Origin of the sequence: Photobacterium halotolerans DSM 18316, assembly GCF_000425165.1 — a bacterium.
Classification (GTDB): domain Bacteria; phylum Pseudomonadota; class Gammaproteobacteria; order Enterobacterales; family Vibrionaceae; genus Photobacterium; species Photobacterium halotolerans.
Map to the genome: position 1 here is coordinate 135,512 of NZ_AULG01000013.1, position 25,446 is coordinate 160,957.

Annotated in this window: 26 protein-coding genes; 16 read left to right on the forward strand and 10 right to left on the reverse strand. The window is 51.2% G+C overall.

The genetic code is table 11. The annotated features are described in order from the left end of the window. Positions 1-129 precede the first annotated feature (129 nt). A complete protein-coding gene (locus tag H511_RS0101845) occupies positions 130-456 on the reverse strand; it encodes a hypothetical protein (RefSeq protein WP_027250779.1) in 327 nt (108 codons plus the stop codon). 1 nt (position 457) lies between these two features. Beyond that, positions 458-1,456, reverse strand: coding sequence for a hypothetical protein (locus H511_RS0101850; protein ID WP_027250780.1), 999 nt, complete (start codon positions 1,454-1,456; stop codon positions 458-460). A gap of 708 nt (positions 1,457-2,164) precedes the next feature. On the opposite strand from H511_RS0101850, the gene H511_RS0101860 reads away from it, so the two are divergent. After that, positions 2,165-3,712: an ABC-F family ATP-binding cassette domain-containing protein gene (locus tag H511_RS0101860; RefSeq protein ID WP_027250781.1), complete on the forward strand. Its 1,548-nt coding sequence runs from the start codon at positions 2,165-2,167 to the stop codon at positions 3,710-3,712. Positions 3,713-3,832: 120 nt separating this feature from the next. On the opposite strand, the gene H511_RS0101865 is transcribed toward H511_RS0101860, so the two are convergent. After that, positions 3,833-4,852, reverse strand: coding sequence for a zinc-binding alcohol dehydrogenase family protein (locus H511_RS0101865; protein ID WP_027250782.1), 1,020 nt, complete (start codon positions 4,850-4,852; stop codon positions 3,833-3,835). 134 nt (positions 4,853-4,986) lie between these two features. On the opposite strand from H511_RS0101865, the gene H511_RS0101870 reads away from it, so the two are divergent. Next, positions 4,987-5,895 (forward strand): LysR family transcriptional regulator, encoded by a 909-nt coding sequence (locus H511_RS0101870; RefSeq protein WP_027250783.1) that lies wholly within the window; start codon positions 4,987-4,989, stop codon positions 5,893-5,895. A 53-nt stretch (positions 5,896-5,948) separates the two neighbouring features. Here the strand turns inward: H511_RS0101870 and H511_RS0101875 are convergent, their stop codons facing one another. Then, positions 5,949-7,139: an MFS transporter gene (locus H511_RS0101875; RefSeq protein WP_036758403.1), complete on the reverse strand. Its 1,191-nt coding sequence runs from the start codon at positions 7,137-7,139 to the stop codon at positions 5,949-5,951. Between the two features lie 105 nt (positions 7,140-7,244). On the opposite strand from H511_RS0101875, the gene soxR reads away from it, so the two are divergent. Together soxR and H511_RS0101885 are read left to right on the forward strand one after the other, a co-directional pair. After that, a complete protein-coding gene (soxR, locus tag H511_RS0101880) occupies positions 7,245-7,667 on the forward strand; it encodes a redox-sensitive transcriptional activator SoxR (RefSeq protein WP_027250785.1) in 423 nt (140 codons plus the stop codon). Between the two features lie 122 nt (positions 7,668-7,789). Next, the gene (locus H511_RS0101885; protein ID WP_027250786.1) at positions 7,790-8,143 is read left to right on the forward strand and encodes a DMT family protein; all 354 of its coding nucleotides are present in this window, start codon (positions 7,790-7,792) and stop codon (positions 8,141-8,143) included. A gap of 56 nt (positions 8,144-8,199) precedes the next feature. Here H511_RS0101885 and H511_RS0101890 read toward each other — a convergent pair whose 3' ends face one another. Beyond that, positions 8,200-9,102 (reverse strand): LysR family transcriptional regulator, encoded by a 903-nt coding sequence (locus H511_RS0101890; protein ID WP_027250787.1) that lies wholly within the window; start codon positions 9,100-9,102, stop codon positions 8,200-8,202. 105 nt (positions 9,103-9,207) lie between these two features. On the opposite strand from H511_RS0101890, the gene H511_RS0101895 reads away from it, so the two are divergent. Then, entirely contained in the window at positions 9,208-10,197 is a 990-nt protein-coding gene (locus H511_RS0101895; protein WP_027250788.1) for an NADP-dependent oxidoreductase, read from the forward strand. A 111-nt stretch (positions 10,198-10,308) separates the two neighbouring features. Here the strand turns inward: H511_RS0101895 and H511_RS0101900 are convergent, their stop codons facing one another. Further along, a complete protein-coding gene (locus H511_RS0101900; RefSeq protein ID WP_027250789.1) occupies positions 10,309-11,244 on the reverse strand; it encodes a LysR family transcriptional regulator in 936 nt (311 codons plus the stop codon). 139 nt (positions 11,245-11,383) lie between these two features. Between H511_RS0101900 and H511_RS22225 the strand changes: the two genes are divergently transcribed. Together H511_RS22225 and H511_RS0101910 are read left to right on the forward strand one after the other, a co-directional pair. Next, entirely contained in the window at positions 11,384-12,508 is a 1,125-nt protein-coding gene (locus tag H511_RS22225) for an alanine/ornithine racemase family PLP-dependent enzyme (RefSeq protein ID WP_051287695.1), read from the forward strand. An 89-nt stretch (positions 12,509-12,597) separates the two neighbouring features. Continuing rightward, positions 12,598-13,965, forward strand: coding sequence for a YjiH family protein (locus H511_RS0101910; RefSeq protein WP_051287698.1), 1,368 nt, complete (start codon positions 12,598-12,600; stop codon positions 13,963-13,965). Between the two features lie 123 nt (positions 13,966-14,088). On the opposite strand, the gene H511_RS0101915 is transcribed toward H511_RS0101910, so the two are convergent. Continuing rightward, positions 14,089-14,613, reverse strand: coding sequence for a GNAT family N-acetyltransferase (locus H511_RS0101915; RefSeq protein ID WP_027250791.1), 525 nt, complete (start codon positions 14,611-14,613; stop codon positions 14,089-14,091). 280 nt (positions 14,614-14,893) lie between these two features. Between H511_RS0101915 and H511_RS0101920 the strand changes: the two genes are divergently transcribed. The 8 genes from H511_RS0101920 to H511_RS0101955 all read left to right on the forward strand — a co-directional run bounded on the left by H511_RS0101920 (position 14,894) and on the right by H511_RS0101955 (position 22,477). Beyond that, positions 14,894-15,625, forward strand: coding sequence for a response regulator (locus H511_RS0101920; protein ID WP_027250792.1), 732 nt, complete (start codon positions 14,894-14,896; stop codon positions 15,623-15,625). A gap of 89 nt (positions 15,626-15,714) precedes the next feature. Further along, the gene (def, locus tag H511_RS0101925; protein WP_027250793.1) at positions 15,715-16,224 is read left to right on the forward strand and encodes a peptide deformylase; all 510 of its coding nucleotides are present in this window, start codon (positions 15,715-15,717) and stop codon (positions 16,222-16,224) included. Positions 16,225-16,336: 112 nt separating this feature from the next. Next, positions 16,337-16,843: a GNAT family N-acetyltransferase gene (locus H511_RS0101930; RefSeq protein ID WP_027250794.1), complete on the forward strand. Its 507-nt coding sequence runs from the start codon at positions 16,337-16,339 to the stop codon at positions 16,841-16,843. An 86-nt stretch (positions 16,844-16,929) separates the two neighbouring features. Next, positions 16,930-17,076: a hypothetical protein gene (locus tag H511_RS24550; RefSeq protein WP_155804776.1), complete on the forward strand. Its 147-nt coding sequence runs from the start codon at positions 16,930-16,932 to the stop codon at positions 17,074-17,076. A gap of 264 nt (positions 17,077-17,340) precedes the next feature. Next, a complete protein-coding gene (locus H511_RS0101940; protein WP_027250795.1) occupies positions 17,341-18,063 on the forward strand; it encodes an ABC transporter ATP-binding protein in 723 nt (240 codons plus the stop codon). A gap of 6 nt (positions 18,064-18,069) precedes the next feature. Continuing rightward, positions 18,070-20,430 carry an ABC transporter permease gene (locus H511_RS0101945; protein ID WP_027250796.1) on the forward strand — a complete coding sequence of 787 codons (2,361 nt, stop codon included), beginning with the start codon at positions 18,070-18,072 and terminating at the stop codon, positions 20,428-20,430. Between the two features lie 123 nt (positions 20,431-20,553). Next, positions 20,554-21,636, forward strand: a complete 1,083-nt coding sequence (locus H511_RS0101950; RefSeq protein ID WP_162144596.1) for an efflux RND transporter periplasmic adaptor subunit — start codon at positions 20,554-20,556, stop codon at positions 21,634-21,636. 412 nt (positions 21,637-22,048) lie between these two features. Next, on the forward strand, positions 22,049-22,477 hold the full coding sequence (locus H511_RS0101955) for an N-acetyltransferase (RefSeq protein WP_027250798.1): 429 nt from the start codon (positions 22,049-22,051) through the stop codon (positions 22,475-22,477). Positions 22,478-22,552: 75 nt separating this feature from the next. Here H511_RS0101955 and H511_RS0101960 read toward each other — a convergent pair whose 3' ends face one another. Then, positions 22,553-22,861 carry an AzlD family protein gene (locus H511_RS0101960; RefSeq protein ID WP_027250799.1) on the reverse strand — a complete coding sequence of 103 codons (309 nt, stop codon included), beginning with the start codon at positions 22,859-22,861 and terminating at the stop codon, positions 22,553-22,555. Next, positions 22,851-23,564, reverse strand: coding sequence for an AzlC family ABC transporter permease (locus tag H511_RS0101965; RefSeq protein ID WP_027250800.1), 714 nt, complete (start codon positions 23,562-23,564; stop codon positions 22,851-22,853). Before H511_RS0101965 ends, H511_RS0101960 begins: the two co-directional genes overlap by 11 nt. 105 nt (positions 23,565-23,669) lie before the next feature. On the opposite strand from H511_RS0101965, the gene H511_RS0101970 reads away from it, so the two are divergent. After that, positions 23,670-24,536, forward strand: a complete 867-nt coding sequence (locus tag H511_RS0101970; protein ID WP_027250801.1) for a LysR family transcriptional regulator — start codon at positions 23,670-23,672, stop codon at positions 24,534-24,536. Between the two features lie 281 nt (positions 24,537-24,817). On the opposite strand, the gene H511_RS0101975 is transcribed toward H511_RS0101970, so the two are convergent. Beyond that, positions 24,818-25,234, reverse strand: coding sequence for a hypothetical protein (locus tag H511_RS0101975; protein ID WP_027250802.1), 417 nt, complete (start codon positions 25,232-25,234; stop codon positions 24,818-24,820). Positions 25,235-25,446: the final 212 nt, after the last annotated feature.

Genomic DNA, 25,446 nt, shown 5'->3' on the forward strand with positions numbered 1-25,446 from the left:
TGAAGGTTGAGGGCACGGGATTCTAGCAGACTCGGCCTTGCTTCCCTATTATTATCGCTATTAATAGCAAGTGTGGATCAAACCTTTTCCAGCGCCGGCTTGCAGCAAGCTTGTCTCCGCCACTCGCTTTTACAGCAGCGCTTCACCAGTGCCTTTCAGCACTTTTTCGACCACACGCACCACTTTCGAGGTGGTGAGAATGACATCGGCAATCTTGCTGGGATCGTGTTTGGCTTTTTTGGCCAGCGACGTCAGGGTGATGAGGTTTGTCACCGCACTCTGGGTACGCGTCACGCCCAGATCGGGTAATGCCAGTGCTTCGCTGAGTTGGGTCAACAGCAGGTTGATGTCTTGCTGTAATTGCAGCGCCTGATCATAATTCAGGGTGATTTCTTTCACCTTGCGCAGCTCGTCGATGGCTTCAACCAGGTAGTTGCCCAATGGTTTGTCGGTCATCTTACCCCTCCTTGCAAACAAGTTGATCATCTCTGAGCGCAAAGCCGGTTTCGCAGCTACCCAGCAGATTGTTCAGTGATGAATAATGACGGCCGGTTTCGCTGAGCTCGCCGGCAATACGGATGAAGGCTTTACCGCTGAACTTGTTGTTAGCAACCAGTTCGGAAATCGCGTGGTGCTTCTCTTTCAGTGTCTGCGTGGCTTTGGCCATCTGCTTGAAGATCAGCGCGGTTGAAGCGATATCCACTGAGCGCTGAGTCAGGCTTTCAATCTGGGCGATCACTGCCTCATGGCTGAGCTTTCCCTGCGTTTTCATGATGTTGAAGCGACGGATATCGGTACTGAGCATATCCCGGCGTTCCGACAGCAGAGCGGCGTACAGCCTGCCGGATGACAGGCGCTGGCTGATGGTGTCGCAGATAGTGCTGATGGTCGGATCGGCCTTGATGATGATGTCTTTCAGGGCTTTGCGCCGCTGAGATTCTGCCACCGTGGCGCCTATCCCCGCGATGGCGGATGACAGTATGTGGAAGGTGTCATCGCTGGCATCCAGCAGGGGTGTATCGGTCAGGGCAAGATACTGTTTGTTTGCCGAGATCAGCGAACCACTGAGTTTGGCGGCGGCATAGTCAATGTCGCCGCGGTATTTGGCGCCTGCCAGTTCGCTGAGGGCCTGGCTGTAGTCCTGCAGGGAACGGTTCAGGGCGTATAGTGCGAACTGTTGCTGGGTGATATCGGCATAGGTTTTTGCCTGTTGCGTCAGCCGGTCTGAGGTCAGCAGAGTGCTGGGGCGTTCCAGTTCCAGCGCCAGTGTGTTGGTGGCCCGTTTTGTCTGTAAGGTTTTGGTTTCCTGCATCATGTCGCCCAGCTGGCTGGTGAGCTGATTACTGGCTTGCGCATACAAACCGACATCATTACTGGCATTCTGGCTGCAGGCAGAAAGAAAAAGCAGGCCAGCAGTGATGATACTCACTCGGGCAGCGCTAGCTCGGACAGGCATGTGACATTCCAATGACAAAATAAAAACGCATATGCATAACATAAATGCTATTGGTTGAGTATTCCCGCCAATTAGGGTTCGGGCGAAGGGAAATGTGCAGCGCGTAACAGTTTTGCTTTACCTTCCACTGGCGGGAAGCTTTAGTCTGTCTGTTTTGTGCTGCAATGATTGTGACTTTGGAGGTAACAGTGGGATGTTGTAATCAGCCGCCTGATGGTGGCAGTGAGAATATCGGTTTGCTGGTGAAAGCCATACTGGCTCTGGCTGTTATGATTGGACTATTGGCCGCGGTTTTTGGCTGAGGGGCGTAAACCGATGCTCGATATGAGTTGTATACGACAATAGGTGCGGTTGACTCATGATTGAAAATTGCGTATTTTGCGGCCGAATTATGTTTTTGGACCGCTCTGCAATGTTTTACATCCTATTCAAGAATTTTGTCAGGCGACTGTGCTCCGCGCATTAACACGATGAAGTGTGGCTCGGAGCTGAATGTCTTCTGAATCTTCATCAGATATAGCCGTCATTCCCTGATCCTCAGGGGAGTTGTCTGTATCTGATGAATGCAGAGTACAGGCCGACGATGACTTTCATCGTCGGCCTTTTAGTTTCTGACCGATAATCTGTCAGCAGCTAGTTTCAAGATTGCTTGAAGCGAGGGGCCGGTATGCCTTGTACCGCCCCTCGTTTTTTTATGGATGTAATACAATGAGTTTACTCACAATTCAAAACCTGACTTACCACATCGGCGATAAAACCCTGTATCAGCAGGCTGGTTTCACTTTGTTTCCCGGCGAGCATATCGGGGTGACCGGCAAGAATGGGGTGGGGAAAAGTACCCTGCTGAAATTGCTGCAATCCGAGTTGCTGCCCGACAGCGGCGATATTCTCTGGCAGCCCGCCGTGCAGGTCGGTTATCTGGATCAGCACGCAGAATTGGATCCCCGGTTGACGGTACGTGGTTATCTGCAATCGGCGTTTGCCGATTTATACACACTGGAAGCCGAGATGATGGCGATTTACGCCTGCCCGGAGAAAAGTGCCCGCGACAGTTTTCTGACCCGTGCCGCAACGATTCAGGCGATGCTGGAAAGCCAGTCCTTTTATGTCACTGACCACAAAATAGAGGCGGTGGCTGAAGGATTGGGGATCACCCAGTTCGGCATGGCAACGCCGCTCGACGCCTTGAGTGGTGGTCAGCGCCATAAAGTGATGCTGGCAACCCTGCTGCTGGTATCGCCGGGTGTGCTGTTGCTGGATGAACCGACCAACTACCTGGATACCGTACATGTCGACTGGCTGGCCGATTATCTGAATGGCTTTACAGGCGCCTTCATGGTAGTGTCGCACGATAAGGCTTTTCTGAACCGGATTGCGACCGGCATCTGCGATATCGACAGACAACAAATCCGTAAATACAAAGGCAATGTTGAGAAAGCGATGGCGCAGAAAGCCAGCGACGATGCGGCCCATGCCAAGCAATATCAGGCCCAGAAAAAGCACATCGATAAGCTGGAGCAGTTCATTGCCAAAAACGGTGCTGGTGTCAATGCGAGCATTGCCAATGGCCGCAAGAAACAGCTGGCGCGGATTGCACGCATGGCAGCGCCGGAGTCAGAGAAAGCGGTGTCGTTTTCGTTCCGGGCAGCGACGCTGAGTGCCCAGACCGTGCTGGCGGCTACCGGGCTGGAAATCGGCTATACCCGCTCTTTGCTGCCTCCGATGAATCTGAGCCTGCAGCGCGGTGAAAAAGTCGTGATTGCCGGATTCAATGGCATCGGAAAGTCCACCCTGCTGAAAACCCTGGTGGGCGAGCTGGCAGCTGTGTCTGGACAGCTGGAATTATCGCAAGGACTCAGGCTCGGCTACTTTGAGCAGGAACTGCACTGGCCGTTTCAGGATGCCACCCCCGTGAATCTGGTGAAGTCAGCTTGTCCCGGTCTGGATGACAAAGCGGCCAGGCAATATTTGGCGCGCTTCGGCCTGTCCGGCAAGCTGGCCTTGCAGCCTGTCGGTTCGCTCAGCGGAGGAGAGCAGACCAAAGTGAAGCTGTGTCGTTTAGCATTGCAGCCGGTCAATCTGCTGGTGCTGGATGAGCCGACCACCCATCTGGATGCCACGGTGAAAGCGGCGCTGAAGCAAGCGCTGATCGACTTTAACGGGACTGTCATCATGGTGTCGCACGAAAGGGATTTTGTCGCCGGATGGCCGGATCGGATCGTAGAGATTCAGCCTGCCGAGGCATTATTAAGTTAACCATGTTTACCTTGCCGGCACAGCTTCTCCCGACACAGCTATGTCTTGCATAGCTTCGCCCGGCACAGTTTCACTCGATATAGCGAGGCTGTGCCGGGCAAGAAGCGATGGATTTAAGCTTTATTCCCAGCCAGACAGGACAATTTTTCCTATCATTTTGCCTTGCTCTACCATGGCATGAGCGCTGCGCAGGTTCTCAGCATTGATCGGTGTCAGGTGCTCCTTCAGTGTGGATTGCAGGGTGTCGGCATCAATCTGCTTGCTGATCTGATTGAGCAGATGACCCTGCCCGGTCATATCATGGGTTTGATACATGGAGCGGGTAAACATGAATTCCCAGACGAAACCGGCACTTTTGCTTTTTAACGGTTCCATATCCAATGGCACATTACTTTCGACAATACTGCAAATCATGCCCTGGGGTTTGATGACCTGTGTCATGGTTGCCCAGTGGCCGGCTGTGTCGTTGAGGCAGAAGATGTAGTCCACTGCCGGAAAGCCGAGTTCAGCCAGTTGTGCCGCCATATCCTGCCTGTGGTTGATGGTGTAATCGGCGCCCATTTCATGGCACCAGTGCCGGGTGTTTTCCCGTGATGCGGTGGCTATCACAGTCAGTCCTGTGATCTGGCTGGCCAATTGAATTGCCACCGAACCGACACCGCCAGCACCGCCGATGATCAGCAGGCTTTGCTGATCCTGCGTGCCGTTGGGGTTGATATTGAGCCGGTCAAACAAGCCTTCCCAAGCGGTGATGCTGGTCAGTGGGAGTGCGGCCGCTTCCGCCATCGACAGTGATTGCGGTTTTTTTCCGACAATACGTTCATCAACAAGCTGGTATTCGCTGTTGCTGCCGGGGCGGGTGATATCACCGGCATAAAATACCTCGTCACCGACGGAAAACAGGGTGACGTCTTCACCGACTGCGACGACCGTTCCTGCCGCGTCCCAGCCCAGAACACGAGGCTGTGGTTCAATTTTGTCTTTGGGGGCTCTTACTTTGGTATCAACCGGATTGACCGAGATGGCTTCCACCCTCACCAGAATATCCTTGCCTGATACAGCCGGTGCCGGGAGTTCGACATCCATCAGGCTGTCCGGGTTTGATACAGGTAAATAATGGGTCAGTGCGACAGCTTTCATTGGGGATTCCTCAAGCGTGTTGGTTGTAATAAGGATAATCGGGTTCTGCGATTAAGAGGTCTTCAGTGTATTGTTTCAAAAAATATTTATAATTAGCTCAAATACAAAAACATACTTCATAAAAACTGAATAATATGGCAAAGACAGATGACATGGCGTTGTTTGTTCAGGTGGTGAAATCAGGTGGACTGGCGGCCGCAGGGCGTAAGCTGGGGTTGTCGCCTGCCAGCATGACCGCCCGGATGAACCAGCTTGAACACAGATACCAAACCCGTTTGCTGAACAGAAATACCCGGCATATTTCGATGACTGAAGCGGGCTATCGATTTTACCAGGCGTGTCTGAGGGTAGTGGAAGAAGTGGAAGCCGCAGAAGCGGTATTAACGCAATCTGAAGCTGAGCTGTCAGGTTCCCTGCGCATTACTGCGCCGTCTGACTTTGGCAGGCAATACGTGGCGCCGGCATTGGCGGCGTTTTCTGAGGCCCATCCTAAGGTGGCACCGCATCTGTATCTGACCGATGGCATGGTAAAACTGGTGGATGAAGGCATAGACATTGCCATCCGGCTGGGCAACTTGCCTGACAGCAACCTGATTGCAAAGTCGTTAGTGTCGAATCGGCGCGTGGTATGTGCATCACCGGCTTATCTGGCGAAAGCGGGGCAACCGGCGCATCCCGATGATCTTCGTCATCACAGGTGCTTAGTGATGGAGTGGGCCGGACAAATCATGAATGAGTGGCACTTTGTTACAGACAAGGGCCCGATCACAGTGGACGTCGAACCGGCGATGATTTGTACCGATGGCGCTTTGGTGCGTCAATGGGCAGTAGAAGGCTGCGGTATTGCGATGAAGTCCTGGTGGGATGTCCGGCAGGATGTGCTGGACGGCCGGTTACAGGTGCTGTTTGATGATCAGGTCAGAGGATTGAGTCTCAGTGATACCGGATCTGTCGCTTTGCAGATTGTCTATCCCGGCCGCAAATTCCAGCCAAGGCAAGTGAACGCTTTTTCGCAGTTTCTGATGGACTGGATGGAAAAATAACAAGACTTCCCTAGCGTAGCTTCAGGGAAGTCGTTGCAGTGATTGTCTTGTCCTCAGGCAATTGAAACCTGCAGATGGGAACCTTTCCGGTATAACAGCTGCATGATCAAACCGGATGCCAGCACAATGACGCCCATAATGACAAAACCTATTTCAGTGATCTGCAGGTAGCTTAACGCCGCAATCAAGACATAACTCAGGCTCTGACTCAGGGTCGAGAATAATTTCAGACCGCCTTCTATCCGGCCCCGTTCGTGTACATTGACTTCGTGGTTGAGCTTATTGGTGCGGGCGATACGGTTTAAAGCGTTGAAAAAGCCCAGAATCACGGTGAGCGAAACCAGTACAACCGACGTTAACCACATAGCCATGACGATCAGCAGGCTGCCCATGGTGATCACCGAATACATCATGGCTTTTTCATGGCTGATGCGTGCCAGCAAACGCGTCACCAGCAGGCCGGTAAGCAAGGCGCCGATGCCATAGCTCAGCGACCAGGACGCAAACCAGCTGCCACTGATGTTGTGCTCAGAGAAATATACTGGCACCAGTTTCGCCAGATAGGTGAGCATAGGATAGGTCAGGCAGGATAACGCCAGAAACAGGTAGAAAGCGGGCTGGCGGGTGAAGATGGTTTTGCTCTCGGCCAATTGTCTGAAAAACGCCTGAGGTTGACTGGACGCCAACCGGCGGCGATACGGTGTCAGCCAGTAGCTCAGCGCGGCAATGCCGGAGGCCAGCGTCGCCAGCAAGGCAAATTCGTTCATCGACCAGGACGTCAGCAGCACTATGCCCGCTGCCCCGGCACTGAGCGTGGTCAGTTGCATGACGACTTCCTGCTGGCCGGTGACTCTGGCGTAGTCAGCTTTGTCATAGTTCTCCTGAGTGAAAGCATTATTGGTGCTCCAGGCGACATCATTAGTCAGCCAGAAGATCAGTTGCGCCAGTGCCAGCAACCAGATGGAATCGGCCTGAAACCGGAAAGCGATCAGCACAGACAGTGCGGTCAGTGACTGAATCACCTGGATGACGATCAGAATGGCTTTGCGTGAATGCCTGTCAATCAGCGTGGCGGTGAAAGGGGTGGCGATAAATGACAAGGCAGTGCAAGTGAGCGAGACAGCCGCCACGAAGACCCCCATGTCGCCCTGATTCAGCATGATCCAAGGCAGTGCCAGCATGAACATCCCGGATGAAATACCGTCAAAAAAGCGCCCGGTGAGATAAGTCGCAGTGCGTGACATCCGTGTTTCCTTATTGGTTATTGTTAGTGATGGGCAGAGCTTAAAACCTCAAGTAAACTTGAGGTCAAGAATAAAATACAGATGATCAGCATGTAAGGATTGGCGATGGAAATGACAGTCGGACAGGTTGCAGAACGCTCTAATGTAAAGGTGTCGGCGCTGCATTTTTACGAGCAGAAAGGGCTGATTCAGAGCTGGCGGAACGCAGGTAATCAGCGCCGCTATGATCGCAGTGTGCTGCGCCGGATTGCGGTGATCAAAACCGCGCAGCAGCTGGGCATGTCGCTGGAGGAAATCGGCGAGGCGCTGTCGCACCTGCCTGTGGATCACGCACCGACCCAGGAAGAATGGCAGGCGATGGCGAGTTTATGGCGGCATCAGCTGGATGAACGAATCGCCAAATTGCAAAAACTCAGGGATTCGCTGGGCGATTGTATCGGCTGTGGCTGTCTGTCACTGAGCCGGTGCCAGCTTCGTAACCCGGATGATGTGCTGGCCGATGAGGGAAATGGGGCTGCGCTACTTTAAAATTGTTTATTAAACAATGAGTTAGTTTGTTATTGCAATTGATTTATATTTTACATGACAAGGTGAAAAGTGCTGATTATAATCCGCGCATTCTCTGGCCGGTAAACTGAATCACTTTCTCTATGCAACCTACACTGATTACGATTTTTCTGCTGCTGTGCAGTAATGTATTTATGACGTTTGCCTGGTACGGACATTTAAAAGATCTGAACAGCAAACCCTGGGTCATTGCCGCTTTCCTGAGCTGGGGAATTGCGTTGTTTGAATACCTGCTGCAGGTGCCGGCGAACCGCATCGGCTTTACTGTGATGAGTGTCGGGCAACTGAAAATCCTGCAGGAAGTGATCACCCTGTCTGTCTTTGTGCCTTTCGCGTTTTACTACCTGAAAGAGCCGCTGAAACTCGATTACCTCTGGGCCGGGTTGTGTATGCTGGGCGCGGTTTTCTTTATGTTCCGCAGCAAGCTGGGGGTCTGATCCCAGCCTGTAGTGGTGCATCCGGCAAGCGAGAGCAAAACAGTATGATGTCTCTGCTATCTGTTTACGGCCAGCTTCTGACTGAAAAAATCGACCGCTGCCCTGATTTTCGGCACCTGATAGCGGGGTGAGTAATACAGCAGATAGAGCCCCAGGCGCTCGGCAGACAGGCAGACCGGCGCGGGAAGCTCGACCTTGATGAGCTTGCCTTCATCCCTGTCTTCGAAGGTTGACCAGTTTGGCAGCAGCGCCATCACTTTTCCTGCCATCATCAGCTCACGAATATAGCGGCCGGAATTGGTCACAACATACGGTTCCAGTTCCAGAGGCAGCCATTGCCCTTCTCTGACGATCCCCCACTTTAAAATGTGCTTTGGACTCCGGTAGTAAGCCAGATGGTGAGCGTGCAGTTCAGTATGATCAGTTGGCAGGCCATATCGCTCAATGTACTGAGGTGTCGCGCACAGATGTGGCGTGTTATCGCATAACCAGCGTGCGTGAATACGTTCATCCGGCAGATATCCGCCACGAATAGCGATATCAATTTCTGCTTTCGACAGATCGGTCAGGCGGTCTGACACATCGATATCGAGTTTGATATCAGGATACAGCGCCTCGAATTCACTCAGATGCGGCAGTACCTGACTGTCAAAGTAGTGGCTCATACAACTGATGGTCAAAATGCCCGACGGGGTTTGCTGATAGGTGTTCACCAGCTCCTCCGCCTGACGAATTTGCTCAAGGACCTGCTGGCATTGTGTCAGGTAGGCTTTGCCCACTTCAGTCAGGTTGATGGTCCGTGTGCTGCGTTTGATGAGCTCAGTGCCGAGTTGCGCTTCAAGCCAGCTCAGTTGCCGCGAGGCACTGGAAACGGGAAGACGTAATTGCTTTGCGGCGCTGGAAATGCTGCCACACTGTAATGTGGTGACAAACACTTCCATGGCTTTGAGTTTATCCATGTTTATTTTCCCATTTTGAGCAAAAGTGTTTCTTTATTTTGCTGTCTTATTTTCATTTTCAGCAAGAGTTAGAGTGTGCCTCAAGACAACAAAAGGAACAAGATCATGAATTACAGTGCCATTCTTCTGAAAAAGCGTCCTGACATCACCATCACGTCAGATATTTTTGAAAAAGTGTCTAAGCCAGTGCCGGAAATTGCCGAGGGCGAGTTTCTGGTCAAGCAAACCCACATGTCACTGGACCCGGCCATGCGCGGCTGGATGAGTGCCGATCGTGAAAGTTACATTCCGCCTGTGGAGCTGGGAGAAGTGATGCGCTCAAGCGGCATCGGTGATGTGGTGGAATCCCGCCACCCGGATTTTCCGGTGGGAACCCGTGTGATGGGTATGATGGGCTGGACGGAATATTTTGTTGCCAAAGGCGGTTTGTCGCCCGTGCCGACCAGTGTGCCGCAGGAAGCCTTGCTCTCTGTGGTGGCCTTGCCGGGCGTGACGGCCTATCACGGCCTGTATGAAGTGCTGAAACCGCAAGCGGGACAGACACTGGTGGTGACAGGCGCAGCAGGCTCTGTGGGATCTATGGTTGGCCAGTTAGCGAAGCTGGAAGGCGTGACTGTCATCGGTGTGGCTGGCAGCGATGAAAAATGCCACTGGCTGACAGAGACACTGGGTTTTGATGCCGCAATCAACTATCACGATGAGGATTTCGCAGCCAAGCTGGCAACCGCAACCCCCAACGGCATTGACTTATTTTTTGAAAATACCGGCGGCGTTGCGCAGGAGCACATTTATCAACGCATGAACGCCCATGGCCGTGTGGCTGTCTGCGGCATGATTGCCGACTACAACACAGCGACACCACAACCTGGCCCGAACTGGATGAATATTGTGCGTAAACGACTGATGATACAGGGCTTTACTATGCCGGATCATTTCCATCGGTTTGCGGAATACGGTCAAAAACTGGCAGAGTTGATGATGGACGGCAAGCTGCAGTATCGTGCTCATACCCTGCAAGGGCTGGATAGTGCCATTGAAGGGATTAACCTGCTGTTCTCCGGTGAGAATAAAGGTAAGTTGATCGTCGAGCTTTAAAGGCTTTCACGGCCGTATCGATGGATGCGGCCGTGCTGTATGACAGTGTCTGCGATCAGAACTTCATCTGATCCTTGCCGGGCCAATGGTAGATATTTAGCACTTTTGATTTCACCGTTGCTTCAGACTGTCCACCAAAGCCTGTTCGGCATCATTAAAGCGTGACGAGGGATTGAACAGCAATTGTATATCCGACTCGGGTAAATCATGGTAAGGCGGTAACTGCCATAACAGAGAACGTTCTACATGTGGCTCAGCCAAATGCAACGGGAGAACGCCGATCCCGACTCCGTTAATGATCATCCGGGTCACTTCTTCAACATGACAGGAACTGCCACGTACATGCTGCCCGATTGACGCGAGGGCACGGATGGCGGTCACCGCCCCCATGTGTTCGCCGCCAAGCACGTCTGAAGTAAACGCCACATAGGCCTCACCTCGCAGGTCTTCCAGCTTCAATCCTTCACGCCCGTACAGGGCGTGACCGGGTCCGCAATAGAGAGCGTACTGCTCGCGCAGTAAAAAGCGGCTCTCCAGCGATTCAGGTACGACGCCATCGCAAACACCAAGGGTGATGGTGCATTTCTCCAATTCCGACAGAATGGTGGCTGTGGTCGAGACCTCACAGGATACAGTCACCTTGGGATGATCCCTGAAGAAGCGACTCAGAACTTCATCCAGATAATCGCTGACCACATGGCTGATGGTCATGATGCGGATGTGCCCCAGGGTATCCGCCTGGGATTCGCTGACGAATTCGTTCAACCGGGATACAGTGCGGTAAATCGACATGGCCTCGTCATAGAGTGTTTGACCTGCATGGGTTAACTCGAAGCGGCCCGGTCGCCGCTCGATAAGTTTCCGCTCCAGTGTCGATTCCAGCCGCTTCAGGGCAGCGCTGATGGTTGGCTGTTGCAGGCAGAGTCGGTCCGCAGCCGCGGTGATGCTTTGCTCCTGAACAATCACAATATAGGTACGTAGCAAATTCCAATCCAGACGGGAGGCGAAGCGCTCAAGCTGGTTGTAGTGTGCGGATGACTCGTCCATGAGCAGGATCTCCAATGATTCGTTTTTTAGTATGTACATAGACCAAATTTATATCAAACATAGAGTTTAACATTTAGATTAATAGCTGTTTTTCACTTAGCTTTAAACCCTAGAGTATCTTTCTGCCTGGGGAATACAGATGAATCCATCCGCCCGCCTTGATATAAATTTGCAACAGTTGGCCGATAATGCCCGGACCGTCACCGATTGGTGCCACCAGTCGGGTATCGAGATTGCAGGGGTCGTTAAAGCAGCCTGTGGCGACGTACGTATTGCCCATGCATTTACCGAAGGTGGTGTCGACATGTTGGCAGACTCCCGCCTGGAGAACATCGACCGGCTGCGGCGCGCAGGATTGCAACAACCCATGTTGTTGCTGCGTTCTCCTTCTCCCAGCCAGGCTTCACAAGTGGTTGAGCAATGCGACCTCAGTCTGAATTCGGAACTGGCCTCGCTGCGTGCATTGTCTGCTACTGCCGAACAACTGGGCAAACGTCACGCGGTCATCCTGATGGTGGAACTGGGGGATCGGCGGGAAGGCATTTTACCTGGGCGACTGCCGGATATGGTGGCCAGGATTCAGGACTTGCCGGGATTGGATCTGGTCGGTATCGGGACCAACCTCGGTTGCATTGGTGGTGTGCGTACCACGGAATACAACCTTGGGCAGTTGGTGCAATGCGCCGAACGGGTCGAGCAACAACTTCAGCGCTCACTGCGCTATATCTCCGGCGGCAATTCGGGCGCACTGCCGTTGCTGCTGCAACAGCGGATTCCAGAACGCATCAATCACCTACGTATTGGCTTTACCATCCTGCAGGGAAAAAATCCTTTCACCGATCAACCCCTGTCCGGTCTGAACACCGGACTATTCACCTTAAATGCCGAACTGATTGAGATTCAGACTAAGGCGTCCATGCCCGAGGGAGATATTGTTGTCGACGCCTTCGGCCACGTGCCTCAGTTCGAGGATCGCGGTGACCGGATACGCGGCATCGTCGGTTTTGGACGCCTGGACACCGACCTGGCCACCCTATTGCCGCGCGACCCCGGTGTTGAAGTATTGGGCGCCTCTTCGGATCACCTGGTATTGGATTTGACTGAGAGCCGGCCCTGGCGCGTTGGCGATTCACTCAGCTTTGATCTCGGCTACGGAGCTTCAGTCCAGGGCATCCTGTCGCCCTATGTTCGCAAAACATTTATCCACGATGCTCAGGCTGATAGGGGGCATCGTCATAGAGCTGTCCCCAGGAGCGTCGAATAAAGTACCAGCCCCTGCAAAGGTGAGCACCCACTGTCAAAATGACATTAAACACAACATTAATAATTACAACGATGAACAGGAGAGCGACCATGAGCACTCAAACCCAAACCCAGCCAAACACGGCAGGTTTTATGGATTACGCCAAATTTATATTGCCGTCTCTGCTCGGCATTCTATTGTTTCTCGTGCCGATGCAGTTTGACGGCGAACCAACTGTGCTTATCGCCTGGTTTGCAGGCTTATTGCAGAACGCACTCGGCGATGCTCCTCTGTTCGCTATGATTCTGATCAACCTGTTTGCGGTACTGAGCGTGCTGGGGCAGTTGGGAGCACCGCCGATACTGCTTAGGACCGAACTCTACCGCGAGTTGTTTTCCGCCGGTATGTTCTGGACTCTGGTACGCTGTGTCGGCGCTGTGTTCGCAACCATGGTCTATTTCCAATGGGGGCCAGAGCTACTGTGGAATGAAAACACCGGTGGTCTGATGCTTAACAATCTGGTTTCGCTGCTGTTGGTGATCTTCCTACTCGCTGCCATTTTTCTGCCGCTGCTGTTAATGTTCGGCCTGCTGGAATTCGTCGGTGCACTGTTCACCCGTTTGTTCCGACCTTTGTTTAAGTTGCCCGGACGATCTGCCGTCGACTGCATGACTTCCTGGGTAGGCGATGCGACCATAGGAGTGGTTCTGACCAACCTGCAATACGAAAACGGCCACTACACAAAGCGGGAAGCTGCCATCATCGCCACCACCTTCTCACTGGTATCGGTCACCTTTTCCATTGTTGTTATTACTTATCTGAACCTTGCTCACATGATTGGTCCCTTCTTCCTGACGGTGCTGGTTGCTGGCCTGACTCTGGCCGTTATCATGCCCCGCATACCGCCACTATCGCGGATTGGAGACGAATACTACGAAGGGGCACCAACCATTGATAATGAGGAAATACCTCCCAAGGGAAAATCTGTCTGGTCCTACGGTCTGGAACGCGCCCTCGCGCAGTCGCAAACGGTCACTGGCCCTGGAGTCATACTGAAGCAAAGCGCTCGCAACGTTCTGGAAATGTGGGTGGGGATTATGCCGGTGGTCATGGCGTTTGGTACGTTGGCGATTTTGCTGGCCGAATACACACCACTGTTCCGGTATCTGGGGTTGCCATTTCAACCGATACTTAGTCTGCTGCAGGTACCAGAAGCGGCAGCCGCTGCGCCCGCTATGGTCGTTGGTTTCGCTGATATGTTCCTGCCTGCCGTACTCGGCTCTGGCATCGAGAACGAAATGACCCGCTTTATTATTGCCTGCATTTCGGTTACCCAACTCATCTTTATGTCCGAAGTAGGCACCGTTATCCTGCGTAGCAAGATACCGCTTAATTTTCTGAATCTGGTGGCTATTTTTCTGTTGCGCACCTTGATTTCCCTGCCCATCGTAGTCGGCATTGCGCATCTGTTGTTTTAAGCTCCCTTATCAGCTCTCTCTGAGGTGGAGAGGGCTGGGGTAGCTCTTCTTTCACTATTACTGCTACTGCAAAACCACAAGTTGGACAGACAAGGGTCGTGACAGGCACTGCAAATTCTGCGGTTAGAACGTTATATGTTCACGTCGGGGCCAATGGTAGATATACTCGTTGACGACTGTACCGTCCGGTGCCTGCCAGGTTTGCGCGCAATACTCTGTTCCCCCCATCCGCTGATAAAACCCTATGGCCGGCAGATTGGACGCCAGCACTTCCAGATACAGGCTGTCTGACTGAGCGTGCTTGGTTATTATCTCTTTTGCCGCCGCGAGAAGCTGCTTGCCAATGCCTTGCCCTTTTATTTCAGAGTTAACATGGAGGTTATCGACCAGCGTGCCTAACTCAGGATGTGCATCCAGCTCGATGCAGATAAAGCCACACATTTGCCCGTTTTGTTTTGCAACAAGAATATGGCGCTTGCTCATGGGCTGAGTCAGTCGCGAGTACCAGGTTTGAAATCGGTCCTGATGGATATCGTGCGTCAGGTACTGCTCGGACAGATCGTTGCAATACACAACCTGCCAGTTGCGAACATGCAGTTCGGTGATAGCGGAATGATCATCAAGTGTGGCGTAATCAATGGTTAGCATTAGGGACTTTTCTCTTAACATACTGCTTTAAAAGTATTATGCATGAATGGCGTATCAGGGGAAGCTAGCAGCAAAATTTCACCTGCAACAAGACCATAAAACCTTATCAGCCTCAAACTTTTGCCGCCTGATCCGTGATTTCATCCCGGTAATGAATAACACTGCTAGCGGCTGAAGCGCTTTCAGGGATAAATGAAGCGATGAGCAAAGCGCTTTAGGAAAGCTATCAGTAAATAATGATAACGATAATGACGTGTACGAACAGAAAGAGAACACCACCATGTCGACAAAGACCATTCTGGTTGTGGATGACGATGTCGAAATCCGCGAGTTATTGCAGGAGTATCTGGCTAAATCCGGCTATGAGGTGATAACCGCAGAAGATGGCATTGCGATGAAGCAACAGCTTGAAGCGCATACGCCCGATGTCATCCTGCTGGATGTGATGATGCCGGGGGACGACGGCTTTACATTATGCCAGTTTGTACGGAAATCATCGGAAGTGCCGATTATGATGCTGACAGCTGCCTCCGATGAAATGGATCAGATTCTGGGGCTGGAGATCGGCGCCGATGATTATATCGCCAAGCCATTCAGTCCGCGTCAGTTACTGGCGCGCATTAAAGCGCTGTTGCGTCGCACACGCCCTGCCGGTCAGGAGGAAATCGTGCAACCAACCGCATTACCGCGTTCGATCCGGTTTGGGCACTGGCGTCTGGAGACCTTGTCTCACAGGCTATATGACCTTCAGACAGAACAAGACTATGAACTGACGGGCGGTGATTTCAGTTTGCTGATGTTATTTTTATCCCGTCCTAATGAAGTGCTGGACCGGGACACCATTTCCAATGCCACCCGGGGCCGTGAAGCGCTGCCGTTTGAGCGGGGAATTGATGTTCAACTGAGCCGGTTGCGGCAGCGACTGGGCGATAGCGGTAAACATCCTAAATACATCAAAACCATGCGGGGTAACGGTTATATTTTTACTGCACCGGTAACCTATGAAAATTAAATAAAACCCGTAAGATAGTGCGGATAAACAGCAAAGTATCAGAGCATGCTGAATCTGATTGAAGTTAACGTTAAGGTAATTGAAACACTATGGCACGATTAGAGATTCTCACCGCCCCGGATCCCCGCTTAAAAGAGCAGGCCATTCCTGTCACTGATATTGCTGCTGTTCAGACGCTGGTGGATGACATGCTGGAGACCCTGTATGCCACCTCGAATGGTATTGGCCTGGCGGCGACTCAGGTCGGTCGCCGTGAAGCTGTGGTGGTGATTGATATCTCAGAGAGCCGGGATCAACCTTTGGTACTGATTAATCCGGAAGTGGTGAGCGGTGAAGATAAAGCCATGGGGCAGGAAGGTTGCCTGTCGGTACCGGATTATTACGCCGATGTCGAGCGTTATCAGTCTGTGGTCGTGACTGCGCTTGATCGTCAGGGCAATCCAGTCACGATTGAGCGTGATGATTTTCTGGCGATTGTGATGCAGCACGAAATTGACCATCTGTACGGAAATCTGTTCATTGATTACCTGTCGCCACTCAAACGACAAATGGCGATGAAGAAAGTCAAAAAAGCCGTGAAGGCCGCACAATCGGCGTGACAGGAAAATCAAGAACGGTTGATCAATCTTAATCGCAGTTTGCACTGATTATTCGCTATAGTGTGACCATCTGCGCCTGAACTGACGCTATTGCACCAGCCTGGGAGGTCATGTGAAACCTGAATTTCGTCCTGTTAATGTTGATGAACATTTTGCCCTTTGCATGGCTTTCCGGCGTGATGCTTTCGTGTGTACGTTTCAGTCTGACAATGGCTTTGCGCCCTTTATTCACGGTTATGAAGAAAGAATGCGTGCCCGGCTGGTGGACCCCCTCTGGTATTACATTCATATCTGGGATAATGACCAGATTATTGGCCAGTTAGAATTTAAGTGTTTTTCTGATGAAGCCGAAACGGGTTATATCCATCTTATTTATCTCATTCCCGAATACCGTGGCTCCGGTGTAGCCGATACCGCGCAGCAGTTTATGGCAGATACGCTTTATCAGGCGGGCTGCCAGGCTATGCTTTTAACGGTCAGCCGCACCAACGAAAGGGCGTTACGTCACTACCGTCGCTGGGGCTGGCAGCGTATGGGTGAGGATGGCAGCCTGCGAGGGACAGAGATCTATCGTCGCGAGATTCGGATACAACAGGCCGGTGAATTGGTCCTTTGTTAGGGCTACGGCAATTCAGAAAATCCAGTTCCTTGTTCAGGATACACCACTATTGCTGGGGCAAGTTTTGGACGCGAACTGAAGTGAGTGTGTCCAATCATACGATCAGCGAAACAGCTTATGTTGCAGACTTTCGCTACCTGATTGCCCGGCGATACGGTTTCCATACTGGCATCGACATTGTCTTCAGTGACGAAGAAAGCGCTTTTTACTTCAATATGGGATCGGGTTTTTAGCCGGGTTTTTCGAGTCGATATATTTGAGATGATCTGATGTGTTATCACCTTGAGATAAAACGTTCCACTTCGATTGCCTGACTGGCCGAGTAAGCCCGCGGTTCATCTTAATATCATGATGAAACTGTCCTGAATGCTGTGTCATTGCCTATTCTTAAAACCTGAGAGGGTTCACAGATAACCAGCGCCCCGAAGTACTGGCTGGTGGTATCCCGTCGTCTTTGGGCGGATTGATTTCAATTCAGGCTGAAGTGATAGCACGATATGGGCAATACATCGGATAGAAATATCGTATACCAGATAAGCGGCCTGACAAAAACCTATTACACCGGTGAGATTGCGGTCAGGGCATTGCGGGGAGTCGATCTTGATATCCGGCAGGGTGAAATAATGATATTGCTCGGCCCTTCGGGAAGCGGAAAATCAACATTCCTGAACCTGATAGGCGGCCTTGATACACCGACGGGGGGAAAAATTCTTTTCGAAGGGCAGACTCTCTCCGGACAGGACGAGCGGTTCCTCACTGAGTATCGTCGCAATTATGCCGGTTTCGTTTTCCAGTTCTATAACCTGATCCCCAGCCTCAATGCCCGGGAAAATGTCGCCCTGGTTTCGGATATTGTGCCTGATTCCATGCCGGTAGAAGAAGCGCTGGACATGGTGGGTCTGAAAGCGCGTGCCGACCATTTCCCCTCTCAGCTTTCCGGCGGCGAACAGCAACGCGTTGCGGTGGCACGGGCGCTTGTGAAAAAACCTAAGGTGCTTTTGTGCGACGAACCGACAGGTGCGCTCGACAGTGCGACAGGGATCAAGGTGCTGGCCGCGCTGGCCGGGGTAAATGAAAAGCTGGGTACCACGACTATCATTATCACGCACAATGCCGCCATTGCTGCGCTCGGAGATCGGGTTTTGCATTTCGCCGATGGCCGGATCGTTAAAGAGGATCGCAACGAAAAACGGCAAGTCGCTTCGGCACTGACGTGGTAGATAGTGATGCGTGCGCTGGAGAAAAAACTGATCCGTAACCTCTGGCAGATTCGCGGGCAGGTGTTGGCGATAGCCCTTGTCATTGCCTCAGCGGTGGCCATGATCGTGTTGTCCTCCGGAACCTACCGTTCTCTTGAATTAACCCGCAACCTTTATTACGAGCAAAACCGCTTTGCCGACATCTTTGCCACCCTTAAGCGTGCACCGGACAGTACCATTGCCGACATTGAGCAAATTCCGGAAGTGGTCGGCGCAGGGACGGGTATTCGCCAATATGCGCTGATGAAAATGCCGGGTGTCATTGAACCCGTGAGGGGGTTATTTGTTTCAATGCCGACGGGGAAATTCCTGCTGAACAAACTGGCCTTACGCGTGGGAAACTGGCCTGCAGCGGACTCGACTGATCAGGTACTGGTTCATGAGGCGTTCGCTGAAGCGCACGACCTGCGTCCGGGAGATAAGCTCAATGCGACGATTTATGGCAAGCAGCATCATTTTACGGTTGCTGGTATCGCGTTATCGCCGGAGTTTGTTTATGCACTGGGGCCCGGCGATCTGATCCCTGACAGCAAGCGTTTCGGTATTTTCTGGATAAACCGGAATGCACTGGCGGCGGCAACTAATATGGAGGGTGCGTTTAATGATGTTGCGCTCAAACTGAGTTCCTCCGCAAATCCACATGAAGTGATTGCCCGTCTCGACCGGCTCCTTGCACGTTATGGCGGGACAGGCGCTTACATGCGTAAAGATCAGTTGTCTGATTCCTTCATCGACAGCGAGTTGAAGCAGCTTAAGTCCATGACACGCATCATGCCGCCGATTTTTCTGGTGACAGCGGTTTTTCTGCTGAATATCGCCATTGGGCGGTTGGTAGAGACGGAGCGTGGGCAGATCGGTTTGCTGAAAGCCATCGGCTACAGTGATACTGCGATTGGTCTTCATTACCTGCAGTCCGCGCTGTTCATTTCCGGTATTGGTATTGTGATTGGCTGGTTCGCAGGGGCATGGATGGGTCATGGTATGGCACAGCTGTATATTGAATATTTTAAATTTCCCTTGCTTCGCTACCAGATTACGGCTGATGTTTTTCTCGGTGCGGCGGTCATCAGCCTGGCGAGTGCGGGACTGGGAGCAATGGCTGCCATTCGTAAGGCGGTCAGGCTGCCACCGGCTATTGCGATGGCACCGCCCCTGCCGACGCTCTATCATACGGGGATGGGCGAGCGCACTGGCTTGCTGTGGGGGGTGACGCCAACTGGTCGCATGGTCATACGGCATCTAGTACGCTGGCCGTTTCGTTCTGGTCTGACTGTTCTGGGCGTGACGATGGCGATTGCTTTACTGCTCTCGACACTGAATTTCTTTGATTCCATTGATGTCATGCTCGATTCATTTTTCCATCACAGTAACCGACAGGACATCACCATCAGTTTTACTGAAATCAGACCGGACAGCGCTGCCGCAGATATTCGTCATCTTGACGGTGTGCTGAAGGTCGAGTTGCAGCGCAACCTTGCTGTCCGTCTGGTTTCCGGCCATCGTTCGAAAAGGACGGGTATTCAGGGGCTTGATCCGGGGGCAGAACTGAGTCATCCGCTGGATATTAACGGACGGAAAATTGATTTGCCTGCGGAAGGTGTGGTGCTGAACAAGTGGCTTGCACGGTACTTGAATGTCAGACAGGGCGATATGCTGGGGATTGAGATTCTGGAGGGGCGGATGCCCGATTTGTTAGTGCCCGTGGCTGGAATCAGTGATGAGTATGTTGGGTTATCTGCCTACATGAACCGCACGACGCTCAACCGGTATCTTCTCGACGGGCAGGTGGCCAATACAGCTATCGTTACCGTCGATGAGGTAAAACGAAAGCGTTTTTACAGTAACATCAGAGAAATGCCGTTTGTCGCAGGCGTATCGTCACTGGAAGCGTCAGCGGTACTGTTTCGCAAGATGATCCAGCAGAATCTGTTTACCATGGTGACATTCTATGTACTGTTTGCATCGGTGCTGGCGTTTGGCGTTGTTTATAATAATGCACGGCTGACTCTGATTGAGCGCTCGCGGGAGTTTTCACTGCTGCGCGTGCTTGGCTTCCATAAAAAAGAAGTAGCCTGGATCCTGGGTAGTGAGGTCGCGCTGCTGACTCTTTCTGCATTGCCTTTGGGTTGTGTTCTTGGATATGGGCTAGTCAGGTTGATGGTGACATTCATGTCATCTGACCTGTATCGCATCCCGTTTGTGATCGAGGCATCGACTTACGGCTATGCTGTCATCGCTATACTCATCGCCGCGTTCTTCAGCGGGGTGTTAGTACTATATCGTCTCGGAGAGCTCAACCTTCTCAGTGTTCTCAAGGAAAGGGAATAAAGTATGCTGTTCAGGAAACATCGGTGGACTTTAATCTTGATTTTCCTGCTGATGGCGAGTCTTGCCTTTGCCTTTTGGCCACGCTCGATCACCGTTGAAATTGCTGTTGTCACGGAAGGACCAATGACAGAAACAGTGGATGACGATGCCATCACGCGCCTGAAAGATGTTTACATCATTACCGCGCCGGTATCTGGCCGTCTGTTGCGGATCGATAAAGATGCCGGTGACGATGTGACCGCCGGGACAGTGCTGGCGGTTATGCAACCTGCTGTGCCGCAATTTCTGGACGGCCGGACCCAGCTTGAACATGAGTCTGCCATTCGTGCAGCCGCCGCGTCTCGTGATGAAGCCAAAGCACAGATAAAGAGCGCCTTGGCTCGCCTTGAGTATGCCCGGATCGATTTTAAGCGGGCAGGTAAGCTTGCCGAAAAGGACGCCGTATCACTTGACCGACAGGATCAGGCGCGGCAGTTTCTGTATGCAGCGGAAGCAGCGCTGGCCTCGGCAGAATCGGTATTGCAGCAAAGAGAAGCGGAATACAAGTTGGCGCAGGCAGCGATGTTACAGCCTGCCGAAGCAGCATTACCCCAGGAAGACAAGGTGGAAATTACTGCACCAGTAAACGGAAAGGTCCTGCGGGTCTTTCAGGAAAGTGAGGCTGTCGTCAGCGCTGGCACGGCTTTGATGGAAACAGGAGAACCGGGAAATCTCGAAATTGCCGCTGATCTTTTATCACGCGATGCAGTAAGGATAGCCCCTGGCGACCTGGTTGATATTGATAACTGGGGCGGAGAAGGCGTATTAAGCGGTATCGTTCGGCTGATCGAACCGGCAGGTAAGACGAAAGTTTCTTCTCTCGGTATTGAGGAGCAGCGTGTCAATGTGATCATCGACTTAACTGATCCGAAGCATGCATGGGCTGCGCTGGGTCACGGGTTTCAAGTGGATGTGCGCATTGCGGTATGGCATGACGGGCAGGTAATTCGCGTTCCCATCAGCGCTATATTTCGTATTAAGCGTGACTGGGCGGTATTTCGCAACGATGACGGCCGTGCCCGCTTGCAGGTGATTCGGCTCGGTCACATGACAGACCAGTATGCCGAGGTGCTGGAAGGTCTTTCTGCCGGTGATCAGGTGATCGCCTATCCCAGTGACCGTATTCAGGACGGCGTGCTAATCCGGGCGATGGAGCAGGCTCAATGAACGTCTTGTTGTATATATCGCGCTTGCGTTAAATGATGTCACCGCATAAACAAGTCAGCCTTATTTCACGACTCGATGATGGGCACTGAATTTTACCCCGCTCTAGCCTTCGGGAAAAAACAGAAGCATTGCAATGTTGAAAAGGCGATTCGGCAGCTAAACAACAAGAATGTGATTTTTAGCTGCGTTTGGTGCGCAATAACAGCCGATAAAGTGATAATAGTTATTTTCCCTTTCCCCGGCCGACGGGGATATCTCTTGTTAACAGGCAAATTACCTCAGTGACATCACCGATTGATACGGGATTTTGCGACGCAGACAGGTTGATTTCCTTCATTCTGAGATCTGTGATCTGGCAAGGCTACCGTGTTAGCTGTGATACTCCGGTTAACGCAAACAACACGAAGACACAATGATTAGAGCATTTGCAGACACAGACATGGAGCCGGTACTGGATATCTGGCTTAATGCTTCACTTAAAGCACACGACTTCATTTCACCGGATTACTGGCAATCTCAGGTCGACAACATGCGCCGCATGTATCTGCCGGCTTCTGAAGTTTACGTCTGGGTTGAAAAAGAGATAGTGAAAGGCTTTTATGCCCTGTATGAAAACCAGCTGGCGGCCATCTTTGTCAAACCCGATGTGCAGGGTAAAGGCATAGGTAAAGCATTGATCAGTCATGCTAAAAAACGTCGTGAATCGCTGTCGTTAAATGTCTACAAACGTAATGACGTCAGTTATCGGTTTTATCTCTCTCAGGGCTTTCGCGTCATCGGGGGTAATGTTGATGAGCACACAGGCGAAGGTGAGTGGGTGATGGGGTATGAGGCCGGCTAATCCGGCCTCCTGAGTGCTGATGGTAGTCAGGATTGCTTAGCGATATTTACATAACCGCTGTGACCATCAAACCATCTATATATTTCTGATCAGTACTGCCATCGCCATACCGGCAGCAATAGACAGCAGAGGCTTTTTCAGCACCAGAGTACCCACAGCTGTTACCAGTAATGCTGCCTGAGCACCCGTATCTCCTTTAATGAACATGGGCGCGATGATTGCAATGAGCACAGATCCTGACATCGCCGAGATAAACTGCTGAACACGATGGCTGATGGGAATGTACGACATAATGAATACACCTCCCCAGCGGGTTGCTATAGTAACCACCGCCATAATGATGACGAGCAGCAGTGTACCCATTTCAGAGGTATCAATGCTCATTGTTCTCTCCTCCCAGTAAAACACCCATAATGCCGCCTGTGAATGCACCAACAATTACATGACTGTTTTCAGGCAGATACAGGTAAGCGGCAATCGATGATGTGGCCGCCGCAGCCCATATCACGTAAGTCTTATTGTTTTTGTTGCCTCCCAGCGCCATGGTAAGCAGAAAACACCCCATCACCATATCGACACCGAAGGCGGATGGATTTTGGATGGCATTGCCGAAATAAAATCCGACCCAGGTACCAATAATCCAGAAAAACCAAAGGGCAATACCGCCACCGAACAGCAAACCGAGCCCTCTGGACGTTTCATTTTGAGCAAAGGCCCGCATCGACAGCGCCCAGTTCGCATCGGATGCCACCAGCATGACACCATAGCGGGTGATCGGATTCAGGGAACGAATATGGGGATACAATGTTGCCCCGATAAGCAAGTGCCGGGCATTAATGGCAAAGACTGTGATCGCTAATGGGAGCACAGGCACCTGGGTTCCCCAAAGATCTAAAGCCCCGAACTGCGAAGCCCCTGCAAACACCAGTGCGCTCATCAATACGGCGGCGGCTTCATGTAATCCTTCCTGAGACGCGGCTAAACCAAAAGCGGCACCGAAAACGAATACGAACAACGAGATTGGAACCAAGCTGATAAAGCCTTGTTGTATCGCATTCAATTCAAGCTTCAATTCCTGCGTGTGCATTAAAAACCATCACTTTGAATAATCTGAGAATGTTGAAACAATAAACTGGAATGGAAAAATCGAAAAGCGCATAATTCAAAAATCATCCATTCGAAAATCGAATAAATGAGTTATCAGGACTTACAGATAGATTGGTTAAAGAGCTTTGTGGCCGTCGTTGATGCCGGTTCTTTATCGAATGCAACGACATCCGTTCACCGTTCGCAATCTGCGGTGAGCATGCAGCTGAAAAAGTTAGAAAATGCCGTCGGACGGAAATTGCTCGTCAGAGGAAGCCGGCACAGTGAGCTGACAGCCGGAGGCCAGATGCTGCTGGGGTACGCTAGACGAATTCTTGACCTACATTCTGAAGCGCAAGCCGCGTTCCACGGTGAAGAGCTGGTAGGCCAGGTCAAATTAGGGGTTCCGGATGATTACGCAGCAAAATATCTCACGCCTGTGCTGCGCAATTTTGCGCCCCGGTTCGGTGGCGTAGAGATTGAGTTAAACTGCGAGCAGTCCACCTCTCTTATTCCCAGGGTAGCAAATAATGATCTGGATTTGGCCTTAGTCTCCAGAGATAACCCAAGCCGGGGGACGCTGCTTTTCCATGAACCTATGGTGTGGGTGGGCGCGTCTCAGTTTGAAATCTGGCGTCGGGAAACACTGCCGATTGCTGTCTATGAAAGTGCCAGTCTTGCCAGAAGAAGTGCAATACACTCCCTTGCTTTGCAAGGCAAACCTTACAAAGTGGTGTATAACAGTTCGAGTCTGGCGGGCCAGATTGCCGCGGTGGAAAGTGGGCTTGCCATAGCGGTCTTCACTCAGTGCAGTGTGCCTCCTCACCTTGAAATACTCGGAGAAGAACAGGGCCTGGGGCCGTTAGAACCTATGGAAGTATCCGTATACCGGAGTAAAAAATCCAAAGGCTCTCCGGCTGTAGACTACCTTCATGACTTATTGGTCCGTACGCTGAGGCTATCTGCCGTTTGATAGTGACCCGTAACGGCAAACTTTCAGCATTACTCAAAATCTTTACCTGCTATGATGAGGGATAGATACGGGTTATGTCAGGTAACTAACGGATGACGAAAGCCGGTTGATGAAAGTATGGCTGGTTGATTCCAACCAGCCACTTTGGGTGTGTTTCGTCATCCGCTTTTGAAACTCATCAATGATATGAGGTTGTCGGCGCTTTTGCGCCGACAACCTGAAATGGAGTGATTCATTTTTTCTGTGATTTAGAGACGCATTGGGGAATGAATACCGATTTTTTAGCCTATTTTTTTGCTGTATCTGAAGTGTTGCAATATCAGTGTTAATAAAACTGCTGCAGCTTGTAATAAAAGGTATTGATCTAAAAATCTATCAAAATCATTAATTTCTTTAATGATGTAATAGACTGTGTAAATGATGATTGTACATATCAATGAAGTGATTGATAAAATTATTTTTAAATCTTTGTTACTCGATGAGTGCCATAGCTTTTTAGTGATAAATAATGTTAAATACATACCAGAGATAAAGAATGTCATTTCTATGGGTCTGTTTTCATTATAGTTATTAAATAATATTTCTGAAAATGATATTGAAATCAATAAAGCGATTGCAGCAACGAGGATGAACACAAGAAATCCTTGCATTGTAATGAGAGAAAAACTTTTTAATTGATTAATATTGCTATTAGACACTGTATTTCCTTTGATTAGTCCTGAAACCGGATTACGGTACACTTCTTCGATGAAAGTAAAGGAAACTTAGGCGACCATATAAAACATATGGTGTTACCTTAAATGTATTTATCAGGGCATTATCACATAGCTATTGTGAAAAATGCATTTTCATACTGATATCCTATCGTCTTACAATCAGTGAAATATCATGTTGTTGAGTGAATAGCGAA

What these genes read in the sequence shown, in the direction of transcription:
- def (WP_027250793.1), top strand. Translation starts at nt 15,715, where the DNA reads ATGGCACGATTAGAGATTCTCACCGCCCCGGATCCCCGCTTAAAAGAG.
- H511_RS0101965 (WP_027250800.1), bottom strand. Translation starts at nt 23,564, where the DNA reads ATGCACACGCAGGAATTGAAGCTTGAATTGAATGCGATACAACAAGGC.
- H511_RS0101940 (WP_027250795.1), top strand. Translation starts at nt 17,341, where the DNA reads ATGGGCAATACATCGGATAGAAATATCGTATACCAGATAAGCGGCCTG.
- H511_RS0101875 (WP_036758403.1), bottom strand. Translation starts at nt 7,139, where the DNA reads ATGTCACGCACTGCGACTTATCTCACCGGGCGCTTTTTTGACGGTATT.
- H511_RS0101945 (WP_027250796.1), top strand. Translation starts at nt 18,070, where the DNA reads ATGCGTGCGCTGGAGAAAAAACTGATCCGTAACCTCTGGCAGATTCGC.
- H511_RS0101910 (WP_051287698.1), top strand. Translation starts at nt 12,598, where the DNA reads ATGAGCACTCAAACCCAAACCCAGCCAAACACGGCAGGTTTTATGGAT.
- H511_RS0101950 (WP_162144596.1), top strand. Translation starts at nt 20,554, where the DNA reads ATGACAGAAACAGTGGATGACGATGCCATCACGCGCCTGAAAGATGTT.
- H511_RS0101865 (WP_027250782.1), bottom strand. Translation starts at nt 4,852, where the DNA reads ATGAAAGCTGTCGCACTGACCCATTATTTACCTGTATCAAACCCGGAC.
- H511_RS0101870 (WP_027250783.1), top strand. Translation starts at nt 4,987, where the DNA reads ATGGCAAAGACAGATGACATGGCGTTGTTTGTTCAGGTGGTGAAATCA.
- H511_RS0101915 (WP_027250791.1), bottom strand. Translation starts at nt 14,613, where the DNA reads ATGCTAACCATTGATTACGCCACACTTGATGATCATTCCGCTATCACC.
- H511_RS0101885 (WP_027250786.1), top strand. Translation starts at nt 7,790, where the DNA reads ATGCAACCTACACTGATTACGATTTTTCTGCTGCTGTGCAGTAATGTA.
- H511_RS0101960 (WP_027250799.1), bottom strand. Translation starts at nt 22,861, where the DNA reads ATGAGCATTGATACCTCTGAAATGGGTACACTGCTGCTCGTCATCATT.
- H511_RS0101920 (WP_027250792.1), top strand. Translation starts at nt 14,894, where the DNA reads ATGTCGACAAAGACCATTCTGGTTGTGGATGACGATGTCGAAATCCGC.
- H511_RS0101895 (WP_027250788.1), top strand. Translation starts at nt 9,208, where the DNA reads ATGAATTACAGTGCCATTCTTCTGAAAAAGCGTCCTGACATCACCATC.
- H511_RS0101845 (WP_027250779.1), bottom strand. Translation starts at nt 456, where the DNA reads ATGACCGACAAACCATTGGGCAACTACCTGGTTGAAGCCATCGACGAG.
- H511_RS22225 (WP_051287695.1), top strand. Translation starts at nt 11,384, where the DNA reads ATGAATCCATCCGCCCGCCTTGATATAAATTTGCAACAGTTGGCCGAT.
- H511_RS0101860 (WP_027250781.1), top strand. Translation starts at nt 2,165, where the DNA reads ATGAGTTTACTCACAATTCAAAACCTGACTTACCACATCGGCGATAAA.
- H511_RS0101970 (WP_027250801.1), top strand. Translation starts at nt 23,670, where the DNA reads ATGAGTTATCAGGACTTACAGATAGATTGGTTAAAGAGCTTTGTGGCC.
- soxR (WP_027250785.1), top strand. Translation starts at nt 7,245, where the DNA reads ATGGAAATGACAGTCGGACAGGTTGCAGAACGCTCTAATGTAAAGGTG.
- H511_RS0101890 (WP_027250787.1), bottom strand. Translation starts at nt 9,102, where the DNA reads ATGGATAAACTCAAAGCCATGGAAGTGTTTGTCACCACATTACAGTGT.
- H511_RS0101955 (WP_027250798.1), top strand. Translation starts at nt 22,049, where the DNA reads ATGATTAGAGCATTTGCAGACACAGACATGGAGCCGGTACTGGATATC.
- H511_RS0101850 (WP_027250780.1), bottom strand. Translation starts at nt 1,456, where the DNA reads ATGCCTGTCCGAGCTAGCGCTGCCCGAGTGAGTATCATCACTGCTGGC.
- H511_RS0101900 (WP_027250789.1), bottom strand. Translation starts at nt 11,244, where the DNA reads ATGGACGAGTCATCCGCACACTACAACCAGCTTGAGCGCTTCGCCTCC.